The following is a 25902-nucleotide window of genomic DNA, read 5'->3' as shown; positions in this document are numbered from 1 at the left end:
AAACGCAATGAAAAAAATCGCTATTATATTAATAATTGTTATTATAGCTTTAGCAATATATACAAATGTTAAAAATAATGATTTTGGAGATATAAACAATTCAAACTATGAAGAAAAAATAAAAGTTAATAATTCAGCTTGGACAGTATATTGGGATACTAATAATATAATAGAAGAGATTGAAATAATAAAAAATGAGCTTAATGATATTTATCTTTTCAGTACTTATTTTGATAAAAATGATAAAATCGTGATACCCCAACAATTATTAGATACTTATTCTAGTGTTAAATATGAATATGAAGATAAAAATTTCAATTACTATTTAACATTTGTAAATGATATAAAATATGAAAATAAGTCATCCTCACTAAAAGACACCGATATTTTGTATAGATTGCTTGGTGAAGATGAGAATAGGCAAAAACATATTAATGATATAATTTCAATAACGAAAAAATATGGATTCGATGGTATTGAAATTGACTATGAAAATATAAGAAAGGATATGCATCTTTGGGATGTTTTTAACAAATTTTGCAAAGATTTATACACTCAAGCAGTAGCAAATAACATAGATGTTAGAATTACTTTGGAGAGTTTAACTCCTTTTGAAAAGCTAACTTTTTCGGAAGGACCGACATATGCTATTATGTGTTATAATCTATTTGGAATAAGCAGTAAACCTGGTCCAAAAGCAAATACAGAATTTTTAAAAAATGTTGTAGAAAAGGCCTCAACATTGCCTGGTAAAAAGGAATTTGCAATTGCTACTGGAGGATTCAACTGGGCAGAAGGAGAAAAGACAGTTTCTTTGACGGAAAAGCAAGCAAGAAAACTACAAATAGATTATAATTGTACGGCACAAAGAGATAATGAAAGCCAAACATTATATTTTCAGTATTTAGATGATGCAGATGTTTTACATAAGGTTTTCTATGCTGATAGTACTACATTGAACTACTGGAGGAGTATAATAAATAAAAGTGACACTTATGGAATTTCTATTTGGAGATTAGGTGGGAATAACTTTAACGGTATAGAATAAATGATATTTATACTGTGTAATAATTTGAAAATATAAGTAAAATATGTTAATATTATAAGTATAGTAGTAAATCTTTTTTATTTATATTTAGAAATAATTATTATACAGGGGGAATATTTGAAAAGTTATATTTATATAGTACCGTTTAACCAGTATGATATGTGTTCATTAGTTTTGTGGTTAAATAAAAAAGCGGAAAACGGGTTAATTCTTAATAGTATTGGTAATAACTTTGCAAGGTTTAGTAATTCAGAGTATGAGAAAATAAGGTATTACATCGAACCATATATAGAAAATGATGAAGATAATATAGTAGAGGATTATAATAATAAATATAGTAACTATGGCCTTGAATATATAACCTCATCAAAGCATTTTAGAATATATTACTCAAAATCGAAGAATTATTCTATAGGATCATTTTCAAAAAATAATATTGAAATATTATCGGATAAGTTAGTAGAAGTAATAAAGACAATTAAAAATACAATAAAGGTGTCAGTAATTCTTGCGATTATTTATATAATATTATACATAGGCACAATAGGTTCATTTATAAATTTCATACAAAATAACTATATATTTTGTATTTTAGCCTTATTGTTTTCAAGTTTATCTTTATTTAATAGTAAATATGATTATAATTCATTATTAAATAGTATTGAATTTTGTTCATATACCGCATTATATGGTAACAATAAAATAAAAAATGTAAATATAAAAAGAATAATTAAGTTTACTTTGGTTCTATTGCTAAATATATTAGTATTAATTGTATCATTAAAAGATATTGATATGCATCAACATAAGCATATAGAAGATTTAGAGTGCATGCAAGTGTTTACAGAACTTATTAATATAGAAAATAATGAAAACAATATGTATTTTGATACAGTAGATGTTTACAAAAAAGTATTATCACCTAAGTATTATAAAATATATGAATATGCAGAATATGGTGTAATAGAGCTAGAAATAGAATATTATGAGTTGCTCTTTCCACAACTAACTAATATATTGATAGAAGATTATATTAGCACTATTAAGTATTTTAATGTAGATAGAAAGAATTCAGCAAAAATATTTAATAAAAAAAATGAAGTTAAATTTGATATAAAAGAAAATATGGTATATGCAAAATTACATGAGTACCAGTTTTTACTAATATATAAAGATAATAAGGCTTTATATATACAATACAAGGGACATGAGGATTTAAAGTCACATGCTAGGAATATATTAAAAGATATTTAAATTTTTAAATTCTAGGGAGGTAGTTTTATGACTTATTCACCAAGTTTAAGTTCTGGTTTTGAATTTACGAAAAATAGGAGTAATTTTATTTCTCCACAATCAGGAATGTGTTCATTTTGTACAGAAGAATGTTTAGGAACTTGTGACATAGGATTGTCAGCAGTTTTGGGAGCTCAAACTGTGTATCCTACAACAACAGGAACAAATCAAATAGCGTCTGAAAAAGATTATCCATTGGATTATTCGTGCTTTAATATTAATGGTCGTGTTTTTGGAGCAATTGGAGCAAATGAAACTTATGAAGAAGCGACAATTTATAACGTAAAATTAGAAAGAGAATATGGTTCATTAAATAAAGTTAAAATGGCGATACCAATAATTTTACCAGCACTTATAAAGCTAAATTGGAAAGATTATTTTGGTGGTGCAGCTATGGCTGGTGTTACATGTGTAGTAGGAGAAAATGCAAGAAATAAGGATGAAAATTTAGTAATAGAGAATGGAAAAATAAAAGAGTTTCCATTCATAGGACAAGTTTTGGATTCCTTCAATATGTATTATAGAGGATATGGTCAAATAGTAGTACAATGCAATGTAGAAGATGACATGTTAGGCGTACCGGAAATTGCAATTAGTAAATATGGAGCAAAGGCTATAGAATTAAAATTTGGACAATCTGCAAAGGGAACGCAACCAGCAATAAAACTTAAAAATTTGGAAGCTGCTATGAAAGCACATAATAGTGGAGAGATAGTTTATCCAAATCCAGCTGATAAAGATGTTCAAAAATCATATGATGATGGGGTTTGTCCAAACTTTTATTCTTATAGTAGATTACCGTTGTGGAATGAGGATTTTTTACATAAAAGAATAAGAGAATTAAGAGAAATGGGTGCCCAAAACATATATTTTAAAATGGCTGGTTATGATAAAGTAGATATAGAAAGAGTTTTAAGAATTGCATCTAATGAAAGAGTAGATATGATTACTTTTGATGGTGCTGGTGGAGGAAGTGGATACAGTCCGTGTAAAATGATGAACGAATGGTCATTACCGACTGTTTGCTTAGAGGATACAGTTGTAAAAATAATTAAAAAAATGAAAGCAGAAGAAATTGAAATTCCAGCTATCACAATAACAGGCGGATTTTCTAGTGAAGATCAGGTTTTTAAAGCTTTGGCGTATGGTGAAAATAATATTACAAGTATAGGTTTATGTAGAGCATCTATGGCAGCTGCAATGACAAGTAAAAATGTAGGTAATTTGATAATTAATTGTAAGGTACCTGAAAGATATAAAAAATACGGTTCTAGTATACAAGAGATTTTTGGAGATTTACCTGATTTAAGAGCTATATATGGAAAAGATGCAAATAAATTTTCAACAGGTGCTATTGGAGTTTTTTCATATCTTAATAAAATAGCATTTGGTGTAAAACATTTTTCAGCACTTAATAGAAAATTCGATATAAAATATTTAGATAAAAGTGACTTAATTCCGTTAACTCAAGATGCTGTAAACCTAATGAATGCTTAATATAATACATAATCTATGAGATGTAAAAACAAATTTATATTTATTACTCATAGATTTTTTTATTTATGTATTTATATAAAAAATTAGGTTATATTATAATTGTGCTATTTGATTGTTTTGTAAAAACACGTTGACTTAATGTTAAAAACATGTTAATATATCAAAGCTGTCGGAAAGACACATCAGTTAAGAGTAATTAAATAAAATAAATTAGTTGACAAAAAAGTATAAGTGTGATAATCTATTAAAGCTGTCGAAAAAGAGCGAAACAAGTTATAAAATGTAAAAATAAATAATTTAAAAAAGTTCTTGACAAACTTCGACAGAGATGGTAAACTAATAAAGCTGTTGAGAGACAGCAAAGCATTGAAAAATGAACCTTAGACAATAAAACAGCATAAGAACAACCTTTAGTTTCAGTACTCGCAAGAGTATAGAAATAGAACAAAAAACAGTAAAAACAAAAACAACAACAACTAACGAAGATAGTTTTGCTATATGCAAGGAACGCGATGAAGAACGAGCGCACGTACTAAAGTACGTAAGCGAGTGATGAAGAGTAGTGACACAGCAGATAACAAAAATATCGAGTTAATGCCAAGCGTAAGCTTGAGAACAGATATTAAACGAGAGTTTGATCCTGGCTCAGGACGAACGCTGGCGGCGTGCCTAACACATGCAAGTCGAGCGAAGAAAATCCTTCGGGATGAGTATTAGCGGCGGACGGGTGAGTAACGCGTGAGCAATCTGCCTCGTACAAAGGGATAGCCTCGGGAAACTGGGATTAATACCATATAACACTTATTGATCACATGATTAATAAGTCAAAGATTTATCGGTACGAGATGAGCTCGCGTTTGATTAGCTAGTTGGTAAGGTAATGGCTTACCAAGGCGACGATCAATAGCCGGCCTGAGAGGGTGAACGGCCACATTGGAACTGAGACACGGTCCAAACTCCTACGGGAGGCAGCAGTGGGGAATATTGCACAATGGGCGCAAGCCTGATGCAGCGACGCCGCGTGAGCGAAGAAGGTTTTCGGATCGTAAAGCTCTGTCCTTTGGGAAGAAAAAAATGACGGTACCAAAGGAGGAAGCCCCGGCTAACTACGTGCCAGCAGCCGCGGTAATACGTAGGGGGCGAGCGTTGTCCGGATTTACTGGGCGTAAAGGGTGAGTAGGCGGTAACGTATGTCAGATGTGAAAGGCGAGGGCTAAACCCTCGTAAGCATTTGAAACTGCGTAACTTGAGTGCAGGAGAGGTAAGTGGAATTCCTAGTGTAGCGGTGAAATGCGTAGATATTAGGAGGAACACCAGTGGCGAAGGCGACTTACTGGACTGTAACTGACGCTGAGACACGAAAGCGTGGGGAGCGAACAGGATTAGATACCCTGGTAGTCCACGCCGTAAACGATGAGTGCTAGGTGTTGGCCGAGAGGTCAGTGCCGGAGCTAACGCAATAAGCACTCCGCCTGGGGAGTACGGTCGCAAGACTGAAACTCAAAGGAATTGACGGGGACCCGCACAAGCAGCGGAGCATGTGGTTTAATTCGAAGCAACGCGAAGAACCTTACCAAGGCTTGACATCCCCTTGACAAGTGCAGAAATGTGCTCTCTTCTTCGGAAGCAAGGGAGACAGGTGGTGCATGGTTGTCGTCAGCTCGTGTCGTGAGATGTTGGGTTAAGTCCCGCAACGAGCGCAACCCTTATCATTAGTTGCCAGCATGAAAGATGGGCACTCTAGTGAGACTGCCGGTGACAAACCGGAGGAAGGTGGGGATGACGTCAAATCATCATGCCCCTTATGTCTTGGGCTACACACGTGCTACAATGGTCGGAACAAAGGGAAGCGAAAGCGTGAGCTGGAGCCAAACCTAATAAACCGATCCCAGTTCGGATTGTAGGCTGCAACTCGCCTACATGAAGTCGGAGTTGCTAGTAATCGCGAATCAGAACGTCGCGGTGAATGCGTTCCCGGGTCTTGTACACACCGCCCGTCACACCATGGAAGTTGATAATACCCAAAGTCGCTGAGCTAACCATTTGGAGGCAGGCGCCTAAGGTAGGATTAATGACTAGGGTGAAGTCGTAACAAGGTAGCCGTATCGGAAGGTGCGGCTGGATCACCTCCTTTCTAAGGAGACAGAAAACAAAATGTAAAGTAATACATTTTGTTTCAATGTCGCTTTTCTGGTTTGAACGCCGGAAAGGCATGTTCGAAACAAGGAACTTATGCTGTTTCATTGATACTCAAGTGAGAATTTGAGTATTAAGATAAATATTTGCGAAGTGAATTTTAATTTAGACAAGGCGCATGACGAGGAACGAACGCACGTACAAAAGTACGTAAGTGAGTGATGAGAAATTGCAACACAGTATAAAATGAAATTAACGAGCAAATTGGACTTTGAAAATTGTATAGGAAAAAACAAACGAAGTAATTTTTTGATTTAGACAAGGCGAGAGGAGTCGAGGAGCAAAGCATATGAATAATATGTGAGCACCAGAAACGACGATCAACGAAGTATAAATTAAAAAGAACAAGTTTGAAACGAGAGAAAACATCAAAAAAAACAATAAAACTAAGTAAAAAATATAAGCGGAAGCAAATATTAATTACAAGAGTAACCAAAAAATAGTTGTGTGAAGACGCACAATTAAACTGATGATTAACAATAAACGAAGTGATTTTTTATTTAGGCACGAAACGAGGAGCTAAGAAGCGGAGCATACGAATAGTATGTGAGCATTCGAAGTGACGAGAGACACAGCATAAATGAAAAAGAACGAGTTTAAGAGGTCAAGATATAAAGAGCGTAGGGCGAATGCCTTGGCACTAAGAGCCGATGAAGGACGTGGTAAGCTGCGAAAAGCTACGGGAAACTGCAAACAAGTATTGATCCGTAGATATCCGAATGAGGAAACTCACATATGGAGAACCGTATGTAACGTATGATGAATAAATAGTCATACGTGGGGAACGAGGGGAACTGAAACATCTAAGTACCCTTAGGAAGAGAAAGTAAAAAACGATACCGAAAGTAGCGGCGAGCGAAATCGGTAGAGCCCAAACCATGTTTCGGCATGGGGTTGCGGACATATCAACAAAGTATCCGAGACGATAGTCAAAGACTTCTGGAAAGAAGCTCCAAAGAGTGTGATAGACACGTAGACGAAAAAGTCAAAGAGCAAGATATGATCCAGAGTACCACAGGACACGAGAAATCCGGTGGGAAGCAGGGAGGACCATCTCCCAAGGCTAAATACTACTTAGTGACCGATAGAGAAATAGTACCGTGAGGGAAAGGTGAAAAGAACCCCGGGAGGGGAGTGAAAAAGAACCTGAAACCCTATGCTTATAAGCAGTGGGAGCACTACGAGTGTGACCGCGTACTTTTTGTAGAACGGGCCAGCGAGTTACGATATGCAGCAAGGTTAATAACTGAGAGGTTAGGAGCCGAAGCGAAAGCGAGTCTTAATAGGGCGAAAGTTGCATGTCGTAGACCCGAAACCAGGTGACCTATCCATGAGCAGGTTGAAGCTAGAGTAAAATCTGGTGGAGGACCGAACCCGTTAGCGTTTAAAAGCTATGGGATGACTTGTGGATAGCGGTGAAATTCCAATCGAACCTGGAGATAGCTGGTTCTCCTCGAAATAGCTTTAGGGCTAGCCTTAACGTAAGATTAATGGGGGTAGAGCACTGAATAGTCAAGGGACGTTATACGTTACCGAAACTTATCAAACTCCGAATACCATAAAATTAGCGTTGGGAGTCAGACTATGTGAGATAAGTTTCATAGTCAAAAGGGAAAGAGCCCAGATCACCAGCTAAGGTCCCAAAGATAGATTAAGTGGAAAAGGATGTAGGACTACACAGACAACCAGGAAGTTGGCTTAGAAGCAGCCACACTTTCAAAGAGTGCGTAATAGCTCACTGGTCGAGTGGACCTGCGCCGAAGATTACCGGGGCTAAAATCTATCACCGAAGCTGTGGGATTGTATTAATACAATCGGTAGAGGAGCATTCTGTACGAGTCGAAGCGCCATCGAAAGAGGCTGTGGATTGTACAGAAGAGAGAATGCTGGCATGAGTAGCGAAAGGTGAGTGAGAATCTCACCCATCGAAAGACTAAGGATTCCTGAGGAAGGCTCGTCCACTCAGGGTAAGTCGGGACCTAAGCCGAGGCCAAAAGGCGTAGGCGATGGATAACTGGTGGAAATTCCAGTACCACCGAAGATCGTTAAAAGAGAAGTGGGGACACAGAAAGATAAGTTAGCGTACTGATGGAATAGTACGTCTAAGTAAGTAGGGAGAAGAGATAGGCAAATCCGTTTCTTCAATAATCCTGAGATACGAATGGGAGCGAAAACAAGTAGTGAAGTAACTGAGTCTACGCTGTCAAGAAAATCCACTATCGAGATCAAGGTGCCCGTACCGTAAACCGACACAGGTAGTCAAGGAGAGAATCCAAAGATGAGCGGAAGAACTATTGTTAAGGAACTAGGCAAAATAACCCCGTAACTTCGGGAGAAGGGGTGCCCATGGAAGTGAAAGTCGAACGACCGGAGCTTTAGTGGGCCACAGAAAACAGGCTCAAGCGACTGTTTACCAAAAACACAGGTCTCTGCTAAATCGAAAGATGAAGTATAGGGGCTGACACCTGCCCGGTGCTGGAAGGTTAAGGGGAGCTGTAAGCGTAAGTGAAGCAGTGAACTTAAGCCCCAGTAAACGGCGGCCGTAACTATAACGGTCCTAAGGTAGCGAAATTCCTTGTCGGGTAAGTTCCGACCCGCACGAAAGGTGTAACGATTTGAGCACTGTCTCAACAATAGATCCGGTGAAATTGTAGTACTCGTGAAGATGCGAGTTACCCGCGGCAGGACGGAAAGACCCCATGGAGCTTTACTGCAGGCTGACATTGGAATTCGGTATTAATTGTACAGGATAGGTGGGAGACTAAGAAACATGTACGCCAGTATGTGTGGAGTCGCTGTTGGGATACCACTCTATTGATACTGAATTTCTAACATGATACTGTGATCCAGTATATGGACACTGTCAGTTGGGCAGTTTGACTGGGGCGGTCGCCTCCGAAAGAGTAACGGAGGCGCTCAAAGGTTTCCTCAGCACGGTCGGAAATCGTGCGAAGAGTGTAAAGGCAGAAGGAAGCTTGACTGCAAGACGTACATGTCGAGCAGGAACGAAAGTTGGACTTAGTGATCCGGTGGCGCCGAATGGAAGGGCCATCGCTTAACGGATAAAAGCTACCCTGGGGATAACAGGCTTATCTCCCCCAAGAGTCCACATCGACGGGGAGGTTTGGCACCTCGATGTCGGCTCGTCTCATCCTGGGGCTGAAGCAGGTCCCAAGGGTTGGGCTGTTCGCCCATTAAAGAGGCACGCGAGCTGGGTTCAGAACGTCGTGAGACAGTTCGGTCCCTATCCGTCGTGGGCGTAGGAAATTTGAAGGGAGCTGTCCTTAGTACGAGAGGACCGGGATGGACAGACCTATGGTGAATCAGTTGTTCCGCCAGGAGCACGGCTGAGTAGCTAAGTCTGGAATTGATAAGCGCTGAAGGCATCTAAGCGCGAAACAAACCTTAAGATAAGATTTCCCATTACGTAAGTAAGTAAGACCCCTGAAAGACTAACAGGTAGATAGGTCACAGGTGTAAGTGCAGCAATGTATTCAGCTGAGTGATACTAATAGGTCGAGGTCTTGACCAATAATGATCCTAACCCCATTTGATTCTCAAATGGATGGTAGGTCAGATCCAGCGAAATCCAAATCTATACGAACGTAAGTGAGTAAATAGATTTGTGATGCAGTCGGACAAATCTCAAAAAGTTTTTCCTGTACAATTTTGAAAGTTCAAACTTTCAATATAATAATAACTTAATATATAACATAACGAAGTAATTTTTTATCAAATCAAGAAATGCGAATGAATGAGGAAGGCACGTACATTAGGTACGCAACTGACGAAAGAATGAGTAATGACGTAGAGTTGATGAAAAAGAACGAGTTATACTAATCTGGTGATAATAGCAAAGAGGACACACCCGTTCCCATCCCGAACACGGAAGTTAAGCTCTTTAGCGCTGATGATACTTGGTGGGTGACTGCCTGGGAAAGTAAGACATCGCCAGATTATTTTTATGCAAGAAAAAAGTAATCTGGCTCTTAAGAATAGAGAAAGTGTGCAGTTTCGTACAGCAAATCTATTTGTTCGCAAAGACCATGCTCACATAGATTTGGTACTCATTGCGGCTGACCTACCACCATTTGCTATGAAAGATAGCACTTAAGTATGCAAATGGGGTTAGGTCAAGCAGCCATCGCCAGATTATTTTTATGCAAGAAAAAAATAATCTGGCTCTTAAAAATAAAAGCTCTTTACCTTGTCAAGACAAGGCAAAGAGCTTTTAATGTTAAAAAATATATTTTAGTTGAAATTTTAAATATTTAGTCAAAGAAAGAATAGAAGTAGATTAATTTATTATATATTTATATTTTAAGATAAAATTCGACATATATATATGTATATTATGTATATAATGATAATTGTTTATTTAAAATAATTATCATTATAATACTTATAATCAAAAATTAAGAAAATGTTAAAATTACAATCTAGAAATTAAAATGTTGAGATGCTTACAGAAAACATTTTAATTTCTATAAAATATATATAACAGGTTGTTATACAAAACAATAACAAAATATACGTAAAATGGTTGAAAATGAATAAACACAATGTTAAAATGAATAAACTATAGTTAGACGTTTAGAAAATTACCATCATATTAAATAAGTGGGCAAAGTTATGAAAATGTTATAAAAGAGGTTATAAAATTATTTTAGTTTTATACTAAAAAAATTTAATGGAGGATATGTATGGATATTGCAATAACAAACCAGTTTCTTTTACTTTCAATAAATAAAGAAAGGAATCCTGATTCATTATTTAATCAGGCTACCATTGTTGCTTTAATGTCATTGGGATTATATGAGCTTGAAAAAAATAAAGTTATTGAAGTTTTAAATGGTGATGGAGATAAAAGTGATTTAGCTTTTTCAATAATTAAACCTTTACCAGATAACTTGAAATACTTAAGTATTATTTATCAAGTATTACTGGATTCTAAGAAAAAAACTGTTGCTGAAGTTACTTCTATGTTTTTTTTGAACTTTAAAAAACAGTATTTTGATAATTTCAGTAAAAATTTAATTTCAGATCTAGTTAATGAAGGAGTATTACAAGAGTATAAAAAAGCAGGAATGTTTGGTATTGAAAAATCTAAATTTAAAGTTAATCAAGCGTCAGTTGAAGAAATAATTAGCAAAATAAAATCAAATGTATTTGAAGAAAAGGTAAAAGATTATGATATGATTATACTAGCGAGGTTACTAGATAAAACAGATCTTATATATCAATATTTTCCCAATAAAGAGTGCAAAATAATAAAAGAGAAAGTAACTAATGCAATGGAAAACAGTGATAATATTGTTGTTTTAAGAACGTTGAAAACAATTGATAATTTGTTTTGTATTATTTTAGCAATTATAACTACAGTCATATTATAAAACAAAGGAGAAATATTTATGGAGATAGTTACAAGAGATCAAGCTTTACAATTGTTAAGGAAGTATAATAAGGAAGATTTTCATATATTACATGCATTAACAGTCGAAGGTGTAATGAGTTATTTTGCTAATGAGCTTGGATTTAAGGATGAAAAAAATTATTGGGGTTTAGTTGGATTATTGCATGATATTGATTTTGAAAGTTACCCTGATGAACATTGTCAAAAGGCAAAAGAATTATTGAAAGAGATAAATGCAAGTGATAATTTTATAAAATCAATATGTAGTCATGGTTTTGGGTTATGTTCAGAGATAAAGCCTGAACATATTATGGAAAAAGTGTTATTTGCGACAGATGAGCTTACAGGACTTATTGGTGCAGCTGTAAGAATGAGACCTTCAAAGAGCGTTATGGATATGGAGTTGCCAAGCTTAAAGAAAAAGTTTAAAGATAAAAAATTTGCTGCAGGATGTTCTAGAGATGTCATAAAACAAGGAGCAGAAATGCTTGGATGGGATTTAGATAAGCTGTTACAAAATACATTAGATGCTATGAAAAGCTGCGAAGAAACGATAAATAATAGCATAAACAATTAAATGATTATAAAAACAGCATATTATTTTTAAGTAATATGCTGTTTTAGATTAATTTACATGACAATTTTATTAATATTAAATATTACCGTTATAATTTATTTTTTCCATTTTAACCTCTTAGGTTATAAAAAATAATTTACTGTATTGTATGTTTTGTTGAATAATAATTTAAAATGTGGTAAAATGATACAAACGATATAAAATATACCTTATCAATATAGGAGGGAATACTATGAAAATACAAAGAGTTGACGTATATGATGATAATAGATTTAATAAACAAATACTTAAGCAACATGGAGCCTATTTAATAGACAGAAAATATCCTTGTGAATTTTTAATTACAGGAAAGGATTCGGCAATAATTTATTATAATGATTATAGTTATATAGATAAAATCATAGAGGAATTCAGATTTTATTCGAGACATATTTGTAAGTTTTATAGTAAAAACAATAGATTGATTAGGCAATTTAACGATGTAAACGTTTACAAATGCGATATAAATAAGTTACAACCATCTCAATTTTACATTGATGAAGAAAAATTATATAATGTGTCTTGTTGGGCTAAAAGCGAGGAAAATTTTGTTGTACCAATTTTAAAAAGCAAAAGTGATAATATTGTATTAGATGGCCATACAAGGTTATATCTTGCCAAAAAATTAAACATAAAACAAGTATATGTATATGAAGATAGTTCGGATGAGCATATATACAACTTTGTTAATGAAGCAAAAAGAAGAAATATTTATAATATTGGTGATTTAGAACTTGTTTGCCATAATGATTATTTTAAAAAATGGTATAATTATTGCGATGAATATTTTAGAAATGTTTCTACAACTTAGTAGGTACTGTATTTTATATTTATGTGAAAAATAATTATATAATTAGAAGGAAGCACATTAAACATTTTTATATTGTATACTGTAAATCAAAATAATAGCATTTACTTAATATTTAATGTGCTTTAATTTAAAACATTAATTTAAAACAATCATAGATATATCCTACTAATTTAAATATTGCAAATTGAATTAGTGTCTACTTCTAATTGTATATAATATCAATTGATATGGGATTAGAAAATTTCGCTTTTGTTGTAAAATTTGGATAAACATATATAGTGTTACCCGTGAAATTATCAAGCACAACAGTTTCAAATAACCTATCTTTATTTCTTATATTCTCATTTGTATTAAAATCAAAATAACCGCCTCCATCATGGCTTACTTGTATAATAGTGCACTCATTATTATTTTTATCATAGAATTCTGAACCTATTCCAATTTGTCCGAAATGACCTTCTACTACTGGTGCAGAAAAAGTGATAAACGCGTAACCATCTACATTTGCATAGTTTTCATATCTTATATAATCTTTAACTACTTCAAAGCCTTTGTCATTAAGATTTATTTCGACTTTTTGTTTGTTTTTTTCAATTAGTGAAACATCAGTTATTACAAGTTTTAATTGCTCACACTTATAGAAATACGGACTTTCCGCTCTAATTTCAACGAGGTTTCTATTAAGATCAGATTTACTGACTGTACCATTTGAAATTTTATCATATTTATTATTGCAATTATCTATTAAATAATATTTAAGTCCACTTATTATTGAACTGTTTTCATTATCACAGCTAAATTTAATATTTAACTTTGTTGGTGTTATGTCAGCAGACAAAATTGTCATCTTTTGATTTTCAATAATTATTTCTTTATTTATCATAATAGTTTTGGTTTTGGCTATTTTTGATGTATCATACTTTAAAGGTAATGAGATTTCGGTAATTATATTTTCATTTTTAATATCATTAGATTCAGAAGAATTGTTATTTTCAATAAAATCATAACGATTATAATTTTTGTTTTCTCTTTCTTTAACAGTAAACTTAAAAATTAAATTTTCATTAACTCTATTATTTTCTGAAAAATCAAATACTATATTTCCTGTATTTTTGTAATCTGAATATGCTTCTGAAATATCTGTGAAACCAAATTTAAGTTTTTTATTTGCATCTGATGTAGAAAATTCAGTTTGACTCTGAAATTCCTTATACTTATCTGAGGTTATTGTATAAAATATATTTAGCTGTTGTTCGTCAACAATTAAATAGTCAATTGTAACTGTAATGTCATTTTGTGTTTTACCTATATTAATATATTGTATATAATCATTTTCTACAGCTGATTTTATTGATGGTGAAAATGTTAATAATCTTGAAATATCTTTTAACACAGTTATATCAGAAATGGCAAAAGCAATTGTCATAGATGTATTAATTAACAGTGTAAAAATTAGTAATATACATGCTACACTTCCTAAAGGTATTAGTGTCATTTTCTTTACATTTTTATTTTTTTTGTATTTATCTAATGTATTTAATTCTATATTATCAAGTTCTTTGGGTATAGAATCAAGCTCTGTTAAAATTTCTGTAAATTCATTTTCTCTATTCATAATTATCCTCCTCCTTAAGATTAAGCTTTAATATGCCAAGACTTTTACGATGCCTTGTAGCAACAGTACCTAAGGGAATATTTAGAAACTGTGAAGTTTCTTCAAGTGTATATCCACAAAAATATTTTAATATAACAATTGATTTTAAATTGTTGGGCAAAGCTTTTATAGCTTCTTTAAGTGGAAGATTATCATAGTTATAGTCATAGCTACCCTTTAATACCGTTTTAAAATCATCAATAAAGTGAATTCTTTTTCTATGTCTTAATTCTTTTAAACATTCATTGATTAAAATTCTTGTAATCCATGTTTTGAAATATTCAGTTTGCTTCAGTTTCCTTAGCGATTTAAGTGCAAGATATATAGCTTCCTGAACTGCATCTAAGGCTGATTGTTCATCATTTAAATACATGTACGCAATTTTATATAGTCTGATTTTTACATTTCCTACTCTGTTAAGAAACTCGTCTTGATTCATCAACATAATTCCTTTCTCACATACTTCTATATATTAGATGAATTAAAATTAATTATTTATTTAATAAAATAAAAAAATTAATTTTAAATTTTTGTGTCCGAACTTATATATTAAAATTATACTAACACCATATAATTATTTTAACAATATTTAAAATTAAGTTTAGCAGTGCGTAATTATAAACTATTCTAAATTATTATAAAACTATATATGTAGTATAATAAAATATAGACAGGGTAATATAAAGTTATTTATATAATAAAATTAAAGTGTTTATATTATTCATATTTTGTTATATAATATAATTATATTAATTGATGATAATAAAGTTTTGAACTCTTTGAGGTGGAAATATGAATTTATCTATTTATGAAAATAGAATAAAGCATTTAGGTTCTGTTGTTTTAAAAACAGAACGTTTATACTTAAGAAAATTTAGTGTAGACGATGCAGGTAAAATGTTCAATAATTGGGCAGCAGATGAGGATGTTTCCAAATATACATTGTGGAGACCAAATAAAACCGTTGCGGAGACAAGAGAATATCTAAGAGATTGGGTTGATAAATACCAATTTAATGAGTATTATCATTGGGGCATAGTAGTTACTGAAACAGATGAATTAATTGGTTCAATTTCTATTTCTTCAATTAATAATTTTTTGAAAACTTGCAATGTTGGATATACAATAAGTAAAAAATACTGGAATAAAGGAATAGCTACAGAGGCATTAAGAAAAGTTTTAGACTATATGGTTAATATAGTTGGAATGGAAAAAATATTTGCTTATCATGACGTAGAAAATAAAGCTTCGGGAAGAGTAATGCAGAAATGTGGTATGAAATATATCAAAAGAAAGAAGAAAATATTTCTTAATACTTTAAAAACTGTGATAGTATGTGATTATTACTGTTTTTATGCATAAAAATTTAGTTGCTTTTAGAAAAAAGTATGGTATAATGTAATGGTTATTTATTTAATTTGGAAAAGCAACAATATGATAATAATACATAGTATAAGAAATATATGGAGGATAAAATGAACGCAAAAATAATCAAAAAAGAAAAAAATATAGTATCAATTGAGTTCGCTGTTTCTAGTGAAAATTTCGGAAAGGCAATTGATAAAGCATATTTTAAACTAAGAAATAAAGTAGCTATAAAAGGATTTAGAAAAGGTAAAGCACCTAAACACATTATAGAAAAAATGTATGGGAAAAATGTGTTCTATGATGATGCTATGGATATAGTTTTATATGAAGAATATCCAACAGTTATAAAAGAATTAGATTTAAATCCAATTAACAAACCACAAATAGACGTTAAAGAGATAGAAGAAGGCAAAGATGTAATATTTACTGCTGATATCGAAGTTATGCCTGAAGTTGAATTAGGACAATACAAAGGTATTGAAATAGAAAAATCTGAATATAACGTAACTGATGAAGATGTTGAAAAAGAAATTAGTAGTATTCAAGAAAAAAATGCAAGAATGATTGAAGTTAAAGATAGAGATGTTAAAGATGGAGATACATTAACGATTGATTATACAGGATTTACAGGAGATGTTCAATTTGAAGGTGGCACAGCGCAAAATCAAACATTAGTAATTGGTTCTAAGACTTTCATACCTGGATTTGAAGAACAACTAATAGGTAAGAAAATTGATGAAGAAGTAAAAGTAAATGTAACTTTCCCAGAAGAATATAATGCAAAAGAATTAGCTGGAAAAGATGCAACATTTAAAGTAATCATTCATGAAATAAAAGAAAAAGAATTACCTAATTTAGATGATGAATTTGCTAAAGATGTTAGTGAATTTGATACACTAGATGAATTGAAAGTTGACACTAGAACATCTTTAGAGAAAGAGGCTAAAGAAAAAGAAATAACTGATAACAACAATAAGGCAGTTGAAAAAGTTGTAAATGATTCAAACGTTGAAGTTCCTGAAGTATTAGTTGATAGAGAAATTGAATATCAAGCTAAAAACTATGAACAACAATTCCGTTCTCAAGGTTTTGCTGGAAAAGAAGTTGAAGATATAATAAGTAATTTGGTTAAGCAATATAAAGAAAATTATAAAGAGCAAGCAGTTTTCAATGTTAAAACTGATATGGTTTTAAATGCTATCATTGAAAAAGAAAATATAGAAGTTACTGAAGAAGAATTAAATGAAGAACTTAAAAAGTTAGCAGAAGCTTATAAAATTGAAGATGATAAATTTGAAGGTTTCAAAGAAAGCGTACTAGGTTCAAGCAAAGAATATATTGAAGAAAGTATACAAAAAAGAAAAATAGTTGATATGATAGTTAATGAAGCAAAATTTGTAACTAAATAAAAGCTATATAATAAAAATAAAGTAAAGGAGTATTATAAAATGGCATTAGTACCTTATGTAGTAGAGCAAACAGGTAAAGGGGAAAGGTCTTACGATATTTTCTCAAGATTGTTAAAAGATAGAATAATAATTTTAGGCGATGAAATAAATGATGTTACTGCAGGTTTGGTTGTTGCGCAGTTAATATTTCTGGAAGCAGAAGACCCAGATAAAGATATTCAATTATATATCAATAGTCCTGGAGGATCAATAACTGCTGGAATGGCAATTTATGATACTATGCAATATGTAAAACCTGACGTTTCTACAATTTGTATAGGTATGGCAGCAAGTATGGGCTCATTTTTACTTTCATCAGGAGCGAAGGGTAAAAGATTTGCTTTACCAAACTCAGAAATAATGATTCACCAACCTCTTGGAGGAATGCAAGGTCAAGCAACAGATATGAAAATACATGTTGACAGAATTTTAAGAATCAAACAAAATTTATATAAAATAATGGCAGATAATGCAGGTCAACCTTATGAAAAATTAGCTCAAGATTGTGAAAGAGATAATTTCTTATCATCAGAAGAAGCAAAAGCATATGGAGTGATTGACGACATAATAATTAAAAAATAATTAGGAGTGTTTGAATGAGCAAAAATATTGATAAGCAAGTAAAGTGCTCGTTTTGTGGTAAAACTCAAGAACAAGTTAGAAGGTTAGTAGCGGGTCCTAATGTTTATATATGTGATGAATGTATAGAACTTTGCAATGAAATAGTTGATGATGAAGCTGATTGTTTTCAAGAGCAAGAGTTTGTTGAACTATCTAAGCCTAAAGAAATGAAGGAAAAATTAGATGAATATGTTATCAAACAAGACAATGCCAAAAAAGCTTTAACTGTTTCAGTATACAATCACTATAAAAGAATAAATAAATTAGTAGATGATGATGTTGAACTTCAGAAAAGTAATATTTTACTATTGGGACCTACTGGAAGTGGTAAAACATATTTAGCTCAAACTTTAGCTAAAATGTTAAATGTACCTTTTGCAATCGCCGATGCAACTTCATTAACCGAAGCTGGTTATGTAGGGGAAGACGTTGAAAATATTTTATTAAAACTTATTCAGGCGGCTGATTATGATATTGAAAAGGCTGAAAAGGGAATAATTTATATTGATGAAATAGATAAGGTAGCTAAAAAATCTGAAAATCCATCTATCACTAGAGATGTTAGTGGTGAAGGTGTTCAACAAGCGTTACTCAAAATGTTAGAAGGAACTGTTGCTAATGTTCCACCACAAGGCGGTAGAAAGCATCCACAGCAAGAATTTATTCAAATTGATACAACTAATGTATTATTTATATTAGGTGGAGCATTTGATGGAATTGATAAGATTATTCAAAGAAGAATAGGTAAAAAGACAATGGGATTTGGTTCTGATGTATCTCAAAATAATATTAAAGATACAGAATTGTTATTATCTCGTATACAACCAGCAGACCTTCTTAAATTTGGTTTAATACCAGAGTTTGTTGGTAGAATGCCTGTTATTGTAACTTTAGACAAATTAGATAAGGATGCATTAATTAAAATCTTAACAGAACCAAAAAATGCTTTGTTAAAGCAATATAAGCAATTGTTTAAAATTGATAATGTTGAATTAGAAATTCAAGATGATGCTCTTGAGCTTATTGCTGCTAAAGCATTAGAAATAAATACAGGTGCTCGTGGATTAAGAGGAATATTAGAAAGTATTATGCTAGATGTCATGTACGAAATTCCATCGAGAAATGATGTTAAAAAATGCATAATAACAAAAGAAACGATAGAAAAAAATTGCGAACCGGAATTGATTTACTCGAAGAGTTCACAAAAATCACTTAATAAAGAAAATGCATCATAAAAACTGCCTGTCTATTAAGGCAGTTTTTTGCACTATAATAATTACGATTAAAATTTTACTAGAAAGAGGTGAAGTGTGTGGAAAATTATAATTTAGAAAATAAAAAACTTCCACTGATACCTATAAGGGGTATAGGTATATTCCCTAACATGTTAATTCATTTTGATGTGGGTCGAGAAAAGTCTGTAAATGCGTTAGAAGAAGCTATGTTAGAGGATTCAAACGTATTTTTAACTGTACAAAAAGAAGCAACATTAGATACACCCACAAAGGACGACTTTTACGATATTGGTGTTGTTTGTAAGATAAAGCAAATGTTGAAAATTTCAGGAGAGAACATTAGAGTTTTAGCTGAAGGAATTAATAGAGGGAAAATTATTGATATAATTCAGGATGAGCCATATTTTGAAGCAAATATTGACGAATATAGTTATATTAATGATGACCAAATTAATGAAGAATTAGAAGCAACTAAAAGGGTATGTGTAGAAACATTTGAATTATATGCAGAAGTTGAAAGAAAGATTTCAACAGAAACAGTTGAATCAGTTAGAAATATGAAGAATCCAAATAAATTAGCTGATACAATAACATCTTTTATTAGTCTAAAACCTGAGGATAAACAAAGGTTATTGCAGATATTTGATCCATTTGAAAGATTTGAAGAGCTAACAGCTATTTTAGCTAAAGAGACAAATGTGCTACAAATAGAAGATCAAATAAGTGAAAGAGTTAGAAAACAAGTTAGTGAGTTTCAAAGAGAATATTATTTAAAGGAACAGATAAAGGCTATACAGAAAGAATTAGGTTATGATGATTATGAAGATGAGGATAATTATAGGACTAAGATTAAAAAATTAAAAATACCTAAAGATATAAAAGAAAAAATTAATAAAGAAATAAATAAGTTAGACAGAATTTCTGCTTCATCTCCAGATGCAGGTGTAATAAGAACTTATCTTGATTTCGTTCTAGAATTACCATGGAATAAAAAAAGCAAGGATAACTTAGATATAAAGAAAGCAAAAGAAATACTTAAAAAGGATCATTTTGGACTTGAAGAAGTTAAAGAAAGAATATTAGAACATTTAGCTGTTAGACAACTAAATCCTAGTCAAAAGGGTTCAATAATTTGTTTAGTAGGTCCTCCAGGTGTAGGAAAAACATCTATAGCAGGATCTATCGCTAGGGCGATGGATAAGAAATTTGTTAGAATTTCTTTAGGCGGTGTAAGGGATGAATCTGAAATTAGAGGTCATAGAAGAACATATGTTGGAGCAATACCTGGCAGAATTATAGATTCAATTTCTAAATGCAAAGTTAATAATCCAGTATTTTTATTAGATGAAATAGATAAACTTGCTAGTGATTTTAGAGGAGATCCTGCTTCAGCACTTTTAGAAGCTTTAGACCCAGAACAAAATTCTACATTTACTGACCATTATTTAGATGTTTCTTTTGATTTATCTAAGGTAATGTTTATCACAACTGCAAATACAACTAGTACTATACCTAGTCCTTTATTAGATAGAATGGAAGTTATTGAAATTTCTGGATATACTGACGAAGAAAAATTTAATATTGCAGAAAAGTATTTAATCAAAAAGCAATTAAAGAATAATGGACTTACAACTGATGATATAAGCATTTCAAAAGTTGTTATTAAGGAAATTATAAATCACTATACTAGAGAATCTGGTGTAAGAGGACTTGAAAGAAATATTGGCAAAATTATTAGAAAATCAGCGGTTCAAATACTTGAAAAACATAAAAAACCAATTGTAATTAACAGTAAAAATATTTCATCGTATTTGGGTGCACCAAGATATTTATTTGATGAGGCATATGATGAAAACCAAATAGGATTAGTTACAGGTTTAGCGTGGACAAGCGTTGGTGGAGAAACACTTTTTGTAGAAGTTAATGTTATGAAAGGTGAGGGGAAACTACAACTTACAGGACAACTAGGAGATGTTATGAAGGAATCTGCTATTGCAGGTTTAAGTTATATAAAGGCTAATGCTGAAAAGTACGGAATTGATAGCAAAGTTTTAAAGGAAAACGACGTACATGTACATGTTCCGGAAGGAGCAATTCCAAAAGATGGACCATCAGCTGGTATAACTATAACTACAGCAATTTTATCTGCATTAACAAACACATATATTTATAAGGATGTGGCTATGACAGGTGAAATAACAATAAGAGGGAGAGTTCTTCCAATAGGTGGACTTAAAGAAAAATTACTAGCAGCTAAAAGAGCTGGTATTAAAAAAGTTATTGTTCCTATGAAAAATAAGCCTGATGTAGAAAAAATAAATTCTAAAGTAATAAAAACATTAGATATAGTGTATGCTACTACTATAGATGAAGTTATAGATAGTGCATTTGTAAAATAACAATTTATTTGTTATTTAAAAGAAAAAGAGGAATATATATGATAATAAAGAAAAGTGAATTATTAATAACAGCAGCTAGGGTAGATCAATATCCTGAAACAATTGTTGATGAAATAGCTTTTGCAGGTAAATCCAATGTTGGAAAATCATCGATGATTAATGCATTAGTTAACAGAAAATCTTTAGCAAGAACTAGTGGTCAACCTGGCAAGACGCAAACAATTAACTTTTATAATGTAAATGATGCGTTAAATTTAGTGGATTTGCCTGGATATGGGTATGCAAAAGTTTCAAAAACTGAAAAAGAAAAATGGGGCAAGATGATTGAATTGTATTTAAATAATAGATTTCAATTGAAGGAAGTTGTTTTATTGGTTGATATTAGGCATGCTCCAGGTATTAATGATATTAAAATGTATCAGTGGATTAAATCATATGGATATACTGGATATGTTATTGCTACAAAAGCTGATAAAATATCAAGAGGTCAAAGAGAAAAATATATTTCAGTAATCAAAAAGACTTTAGAGATAGAAGACAGAAATTTAATTATAACATTTTCCGCTTCACAAAAATTAAATGTAGATAAATGTTGGGACTTAATCGAAAATTTAATAGTTGCTAATTAATATAAATATGATTATTTTTAATAAAGTTGGGTATATAAACACAGACTGAAAGGAAGTGTTGATGTGTATCAGAAAATACGAAAAAGTATTAAAAGTGATATCAATATTGTGAATGAAGTTGTTAAAGAAATATTGTTAAGTATCAAAAACAACTTAGAGGATGAACAGCTATTTAATATTAGACTAGTACTTAGTGAACTAATTATTAATAGTATTCAGCATGGAAATAAATATGATATAAACAAAAATATTGATATTGTTCTTGTAGTAGAAGATACATTTATAAAAGTATGTGTTACTGATGAAGGCGATGGCTTTTGTTATGAAGAAAATTTAAATGATTCCAATTTTACTGAAAATGGCAGAGGCTTAATATTAGTTAATGGTTTGATGGATAGATGTGTGATTGACAATAATATTGTCCTTTGCGTAAAATATATAAAATAAAATATTTGATTGATTTATAAAATAATATTGATATAATAAACACTATAAGATATAGTGTTTTTTATTTGGAGAGAATAATATGGCAAATGTAAAGCTTTCAGTTAGAGAATTAGTAGCATATGTATATAAAAGTGGTGATTTAACAACAAATAAACCAAGTGTGGATAGAGCTTTAGAAGGTACTAGAATACACAAACTATTGCAGTCTCAAATGGATTCGAATTATCATAAAGAATATTATCTTATTCATAGTTTTACGTATTGTAATATAGATTTTGTAATTGAAGGTAGAGCAGATGGTATTATAGCCGAAGATGATAAGATAACAATTGATGAAATAAAATCTACATATACAGACTTATCTGTAATAGATAAGGATTATAATCTAGCTCATTCTTCACAGGCATTATGTTATGCATATTTTTATTGCTATTTAGAGAATGTTACAAATGCTACAGTACAAGTAAGATATTGCAATATTGATACAGAAGAAATTAAAACTATATCTTCTGATTACACATTTAAACAATTAGAAAGTCTTTTCTATAATCTAATTGATAAATATCTTGATTGGGCTAAATTAAACGTAGAGCACATTATAAATAAAAGAATATCAGTTGAAAATATAGTATTCCCTTTTGGAAAATATAGAGAAGGTCAAAGAGATTTGTTAATTGCTGTATATCAAACAATTAAAAATAAAAAGAAGTTATTTGTTCAAGCGCCTACAGGTATAGGAAAAACTATATCAGTACTTTTTCCTGCAATTAAAGCTTTAAATAAAGTTGGTAATTCGAAAATTTATTATTTAACATCTAAATCATCTACTAAGCAAATAGCTGAAGAAACCATAAAAAAATTACAACAAAATGGACTTAAAGTTAGAGCTACTATAATAACAGCAAAAGAAAAAATATGTTGTAATGATACATTTAAATGTGATGCAGAAGTTTGTCCTTATGCAAAGGGATATTTTAACAAAATAAACGAAGTGCTAATAAATTCTTTGAAAACTGAATACTTATATAATCGAGAATATATAGAGCAATTGGCTAAAAAGTACACTATTTGTCCATTTGAATTAAATTTGGAATTGAGCTATGTATCAGATATAGTTATTTGTGATTATAATTATTACTTTGACCCTAGAGTTGCATTTCAAAGAGAGGATTTTTTAGATAATTCTAATGATATTTTATTGGTAGATGAGGCACATAATCTTGAAGATAGAACAAGAAATATGTATAGCTGTGAGTTAGTTAAGGAAGAAATTTATGATATTTACAAAGAAATTAAAGGTTTAGATTTTATAGATAAAAATATAAAAAAAGCAATTAGAAATATTAATTCAGAGTTTGTTAAGTTGAAAAAATTGATGTCAGAAGAAAAAAATATGATTATAGATGCAGAACCTGATGATTTTTTAAAAGCGTGTAGGAAGGTTGTTTCAAAGCTAGAAAAATGGGTTAACGATAAAGAAGGTTATAATAATGAAAAACTTGAGGATTTATATTTTAAGTGTAAGTTTTTTATTAAATTATCTGAGTTTTATGATGAAAACTATTGTTACTATATTAGTAAAGAAAAAGGATTCAAAATTAAAATATTTTTAATAAATACATCTGAAATTTTAAGAAGTATATTAAAGAATACTTATTCTTCAATTTTTTTCTCAGCAACATTGACTCCTCTTAAGTATTATAGAAAAATACTTGGAGGAAATGAAGATGAAGATAAGCTAATATCCTTAAATTCACCATTTGATATTAATAATCTGAAGTTGATGATAACAGGAAATTTGTCTATGAAATATTCAATTAGAGATTTAAATATAAAAAAAATATGTGAGTATATTAATACTGTAGTAAGTATAAAAAAAGGCAACTATATAGTTTTTTTCCCATCTTATTCTTATCTAAGCAAAGTACTGGAAGTTTATGAAAGTATATTTAATGATGAGTTAGTTGTTAACATGTCAACACTTAAGGAAAATGAACAATATGAGATATTAAATAAATTTGATAATGAAAATAACGTTATATTGTTTACAGTTGTTGGAGGAGTATTTTCTGAAGGAGTAAATTTACCATTAAATAAATTGATTGGAACAATTGTTATTGGAACTGGTATTCCACAAATATCATTCGAAAGAAATATTATAAAAAGTTTTTTTAATGAAAAATATGATAGCGGGTATGATTTTGCATATAAATTTCCAGGATTTAATAAAGTATTGCAATCAGTAGGTAGAGTTATTAGAACTGAAGATGATTTAGGTATGACCTTATTGATAGATTCTAGGCTATTAAGTAGAACATACACATCATTATTTCCAAACCATTGGAGAGAATATAATGTTATATATAATAATATCCAGTTAATAAATACACTAAAACAATTTTGGAAAGAAGGAGAAAATATAATGATAAACATAGTATCAGAGAAGAATGTCTTAAATGGTAGAATAATAGATAAGTCGAAAACATATGAAATATTAGAAAACGACTCAACAAGGATTTATGAAGTCATTAGAGTTATTAATAGAAGACCAACATTTTTGAAGGAACATTTTAGTAGATTAATAAATAGTATAAAGCTTTCAAATATAACCTATAATATAGAATATGAACAATTCAAACAATATATTGAGCTTTTAATAAATAACAATGATTTTGAAAATTGCAATATTAGGGTGACTTTTGATATTAATGAAAAGCAAATTTTGCTAATGTATTTCATAAAAAGCTTTTATCCGGACAAAAGTTACTATGAAGATGGTATACATACAGTAACTATAGTAAAAGAAAGAAAAAATCCAAATATTAAAAAAAATACAAAAACATATAGGGAAGAAATAGATGAGGTGCTAAAAAAGGATAAGGCATTTGAAGCAATACTTGTTAATATGGATAAAACAATAAGCGAGGGAAGTAAATCAAATGTTTTCTTTGTTAAGGATAGTAACCTGATTACAGCTATAGATTCAGATGTATTGCTAGGGGTTACAAGGGATAAAGTGATTGAAATTGCAAAAGAATTAGGTTTTGGTATAGTTAAAAGAAAAATATCTGTACAAGAGTTAAATAGTTTTGATGCTGTTTTTATAACTGGTACATCAAATAATGTACTGCCAATAAATTCAATAGATGATATTATATTTAATTCAAGTAAAAATAAGGTAGTTGAAAAATTGATGATAAAGTATGAAAGTTTACTATAAAGTTCTA

Annotated in this window: 16 protein-coding genes and 3 rRNA genes; 17 read left to right on the top strand and 2 right to left on the bottom strand. The window is 31.0% G+C overall.

The window, feature by feature from the left end; translation table 11 throughout:
- Positions 1–7 precede the first annotated feature (7 nt).
- The 9 genes from JYG23_RS05565 (at position 8) to JYG23_RS05525 (ending at position 12874) form a co-directional block, all read left to right on the top strand.
- Positions 8–1048: a glycosyl hydrolase gene (locus JYG23_RS05565; protein WP_207237554.1), complete on the top strand. Its 1041-nt coding sequence runs from the start codon at positions 8–10 to the stop codon at positions 1046–1048.
- A gap of 117 nt (positions 1049–1165) precedes the next feature.
- On the top strand, positions 1166–2302 hold the full coding sequence (locus tag JYG23_RS05560; protein WP_207237553.1) for a DUF2812 domain-containing protein: 1137 nt from the start codon (positions 1166–1168) through the stop codon (positions 2300–2302).
- Between the two features lie 27 nt (positions 2303–2329).
- Entirely contained in the window at positions 2330–3838 is a 1509-nt protein-coding gene (locus JYG23_RS05555; protein ID WP_207237552.1) for a glutamate synthase-related protein, read from the top strand.
- 622 nt (positions 3839–4460) lie between these two features.
- Positions 4461–5972: ribosomal RNA gene (locus JYG23_RS05550) — 16S ribosomal RNA — on the top strand.
- Between the two features lie 664 nt (positions 5973–6636).
- Positions 6637–9566, top strand: a 23S ribosomal RNA gene (locus tag JYG23_RS05545).
- 308 nt (positions 9567–9874) lie between these two features.
- Positions 9875–9991: ribosomal RNA gene (gene rrf / locus JYG23_RS05540) — 5S ribosomal RNA — on the top strand.
- The 16S, 23S and 5S rRNA genes sit together here, the layout of an rRNA operon.
- A 746-nt stretch (positions 9992–10737) precedes the next feature.
- A complete protein-coding gene (locus tag JYG23_RS05535) occupies positions 10738–11427 on the top strand; it encodes a GPP34 family phosphoprotein (protein WP_207237551.1) in 690 nt (229 codons plus the stop codon).
- A gap of 18 nt (positions 11428–11445) precedes the next feature.
- Positions 11446–12024: a hydrolase gene (locus tag JYG23_RS05530; RefSeq protein ID WP_207237550.1), complete on the top strand. Its 579-nt coding sequence runs from the start codon at positions 11446–11448 to the stop codon at positions 12022–12024.
- Positions 12025–12256: 232 nt separating this feature from the next.
- On the top strand, positions 12257–12874 hold the full coding sequence (locus JYG23_RS05525) for a hypothetical protein (protein ID WP_207237549.1): 618 nt from the start codon (positions 12257–12259) through the stop codon (positions 12872–12874).
- 202 nt (positions 12875–13076) lie between these two features.
- Here the strand turns inward: JYG23_RS05525 and JYG23_RS05520 are convergent, their stop codons facing one another.
- Positions 13077–14489 (bottom strand): DUF4179 domain-containing protein, encoded by a 1413-nt coding sequence (locus tag JYG23_RS05520; RefSeq protein WP_207237548.1) that lies wholly within the window; start codon positions 14487–14489, stop codon positions 13077–13079.
- Positions 14482–14973: a sigma-70 family RNA polymerase sigma factor gene (locus JYG23_RS05515; RefSeq protein ID WP_242631640.1), complete on the bottom strand. Its 492-nt coding sequence runs from the start codon at positions 14971–14973 to the stop codon at positions 14482–14484. The genes JYG23_RS05520 and JYG23_RS05515 overlap by 8 nt, the downstream gene beginning before the upstream one ends.
- 347 nt (positions 14974–15320) lie before the next feature.
- On the opposite strand from JYG23_RS05515, the gene JYG23_RS05510 reads away from it, so the two are divergent.
- The 8 genes from JYG23_RS05510 to JYG23_RS05475 all read left to right on the top strand — a co-directional run bounded on the left by JYG23_RS05510 (position 15321) and on the right by JYG23_RS05475 (position 25895).
- The gene (locus JYG23_RS05510) at positions 15321–15890 is read left to right on the top strand and encodes a GNAT family N-acetyltransferase (protein ID WP_207237547.1); all 570 of its coding nucleotides are present in this window, start codon (positions 15321–15323) and stop codon (positions 15888–15890) included.
- A gap of 113 nt (positions 15891–16003) precedes the next feature.
- Complete coding sequence (gene tig / locus JYG23_RS05505) at positions 16004–17305, top strand: trigger factor (protein ID WP_207237546.1); 1302 nt, start codon at positions 16004–16006, stop codon at positions 17303–17305.
- A gap of 39 nt (positions 17306–17344) precedes the next feature.
- Positions 17345–17926 carry an ATP-dependent Clp endopeptidase proteolytic subunit ClpP gene (gene clpP / locus JYG23_RS05500; protein WP_207237545.1) on the top strand — a complete coding sequence of 194 codons (582 nt, stop codon included), beginning with the start codon at positions 17345–17347 and terminating at the stop codon, positions 17924–17926.
- Between the two features lie 14 nt (positions 17927–17940).
- Positions 17941–19200 (top strand): ATP-dependent Clp protease ATP-binding subunit ClpX, encoded by a 1260-nt coding sequence (clpX, locus tag JYG23_RS05495; RefSeq protein WP_207237544.1) that lies wholly within the window; start codon positions 17941–17943, stop codon positions 19198–19200.
- A gap of 77 nt (positions 19201–19277) precedes the next feature.
- Positions 19278–21599, top strand: a complete 2322-nt coding sequence (gene lon, locus JYG23_RS05490) for an endopeptidase La (RefSeq protein ID WP_242631639.1) — start codon at positions 19278–19280, stop codon at positions 21597–21599.
- A 38-nt stretch (positions 21600–21637) separates the two neighbouring features.
- On the top strand, positions 21638–22228 hold the full coding sequence (gene yihA / locus JYG23_RS05485) for a ribosome biogenesis GTP-binding protein YihA/YsxC (RefSeq protein WP_207237542.1): 591 nt from the start codon (positions 21638–21640) through the stop codon (positions 22226–22228).
- 63 nt (positions 22229–22291) lie between these two features.
- Positions 22292–22675, top strand: a complete 384-nt coding sequence (locus JYG23_RS05480) for an ATP-binding protein (protein WP_207237541.1) — start codon at positions 22292–22294, stop codon at positions 22673–22675.
- 79 nt (positions 22676–22754) lie between these two features.
- A complete protein-coding gene (locus JYG23_RS05475) occupies positions 22755–25895 on the top strand; it encodes an aminotransferase class IV (protein WP_207237540.1) in 3141 nt (1046 codons plus the stop codon).
- The last annotated feature ends 7 nt before the right edge of the window (positions 25896–25902 follow it).

The sequence above is a fragment of the Sedimentibacter sp. zth1 genome, from assembly GCF_017352195.1.
Lineage (GTDB): Bacteria > Bacillota > Clostridia > Tissierellales > Sedimentibacteraceae > UBA1535.
The sequence above is the reverse complement of the archived record's forward strand: the minus strand, read 5'-3'. Positions and strand labels throughout refer to the sequence as shown.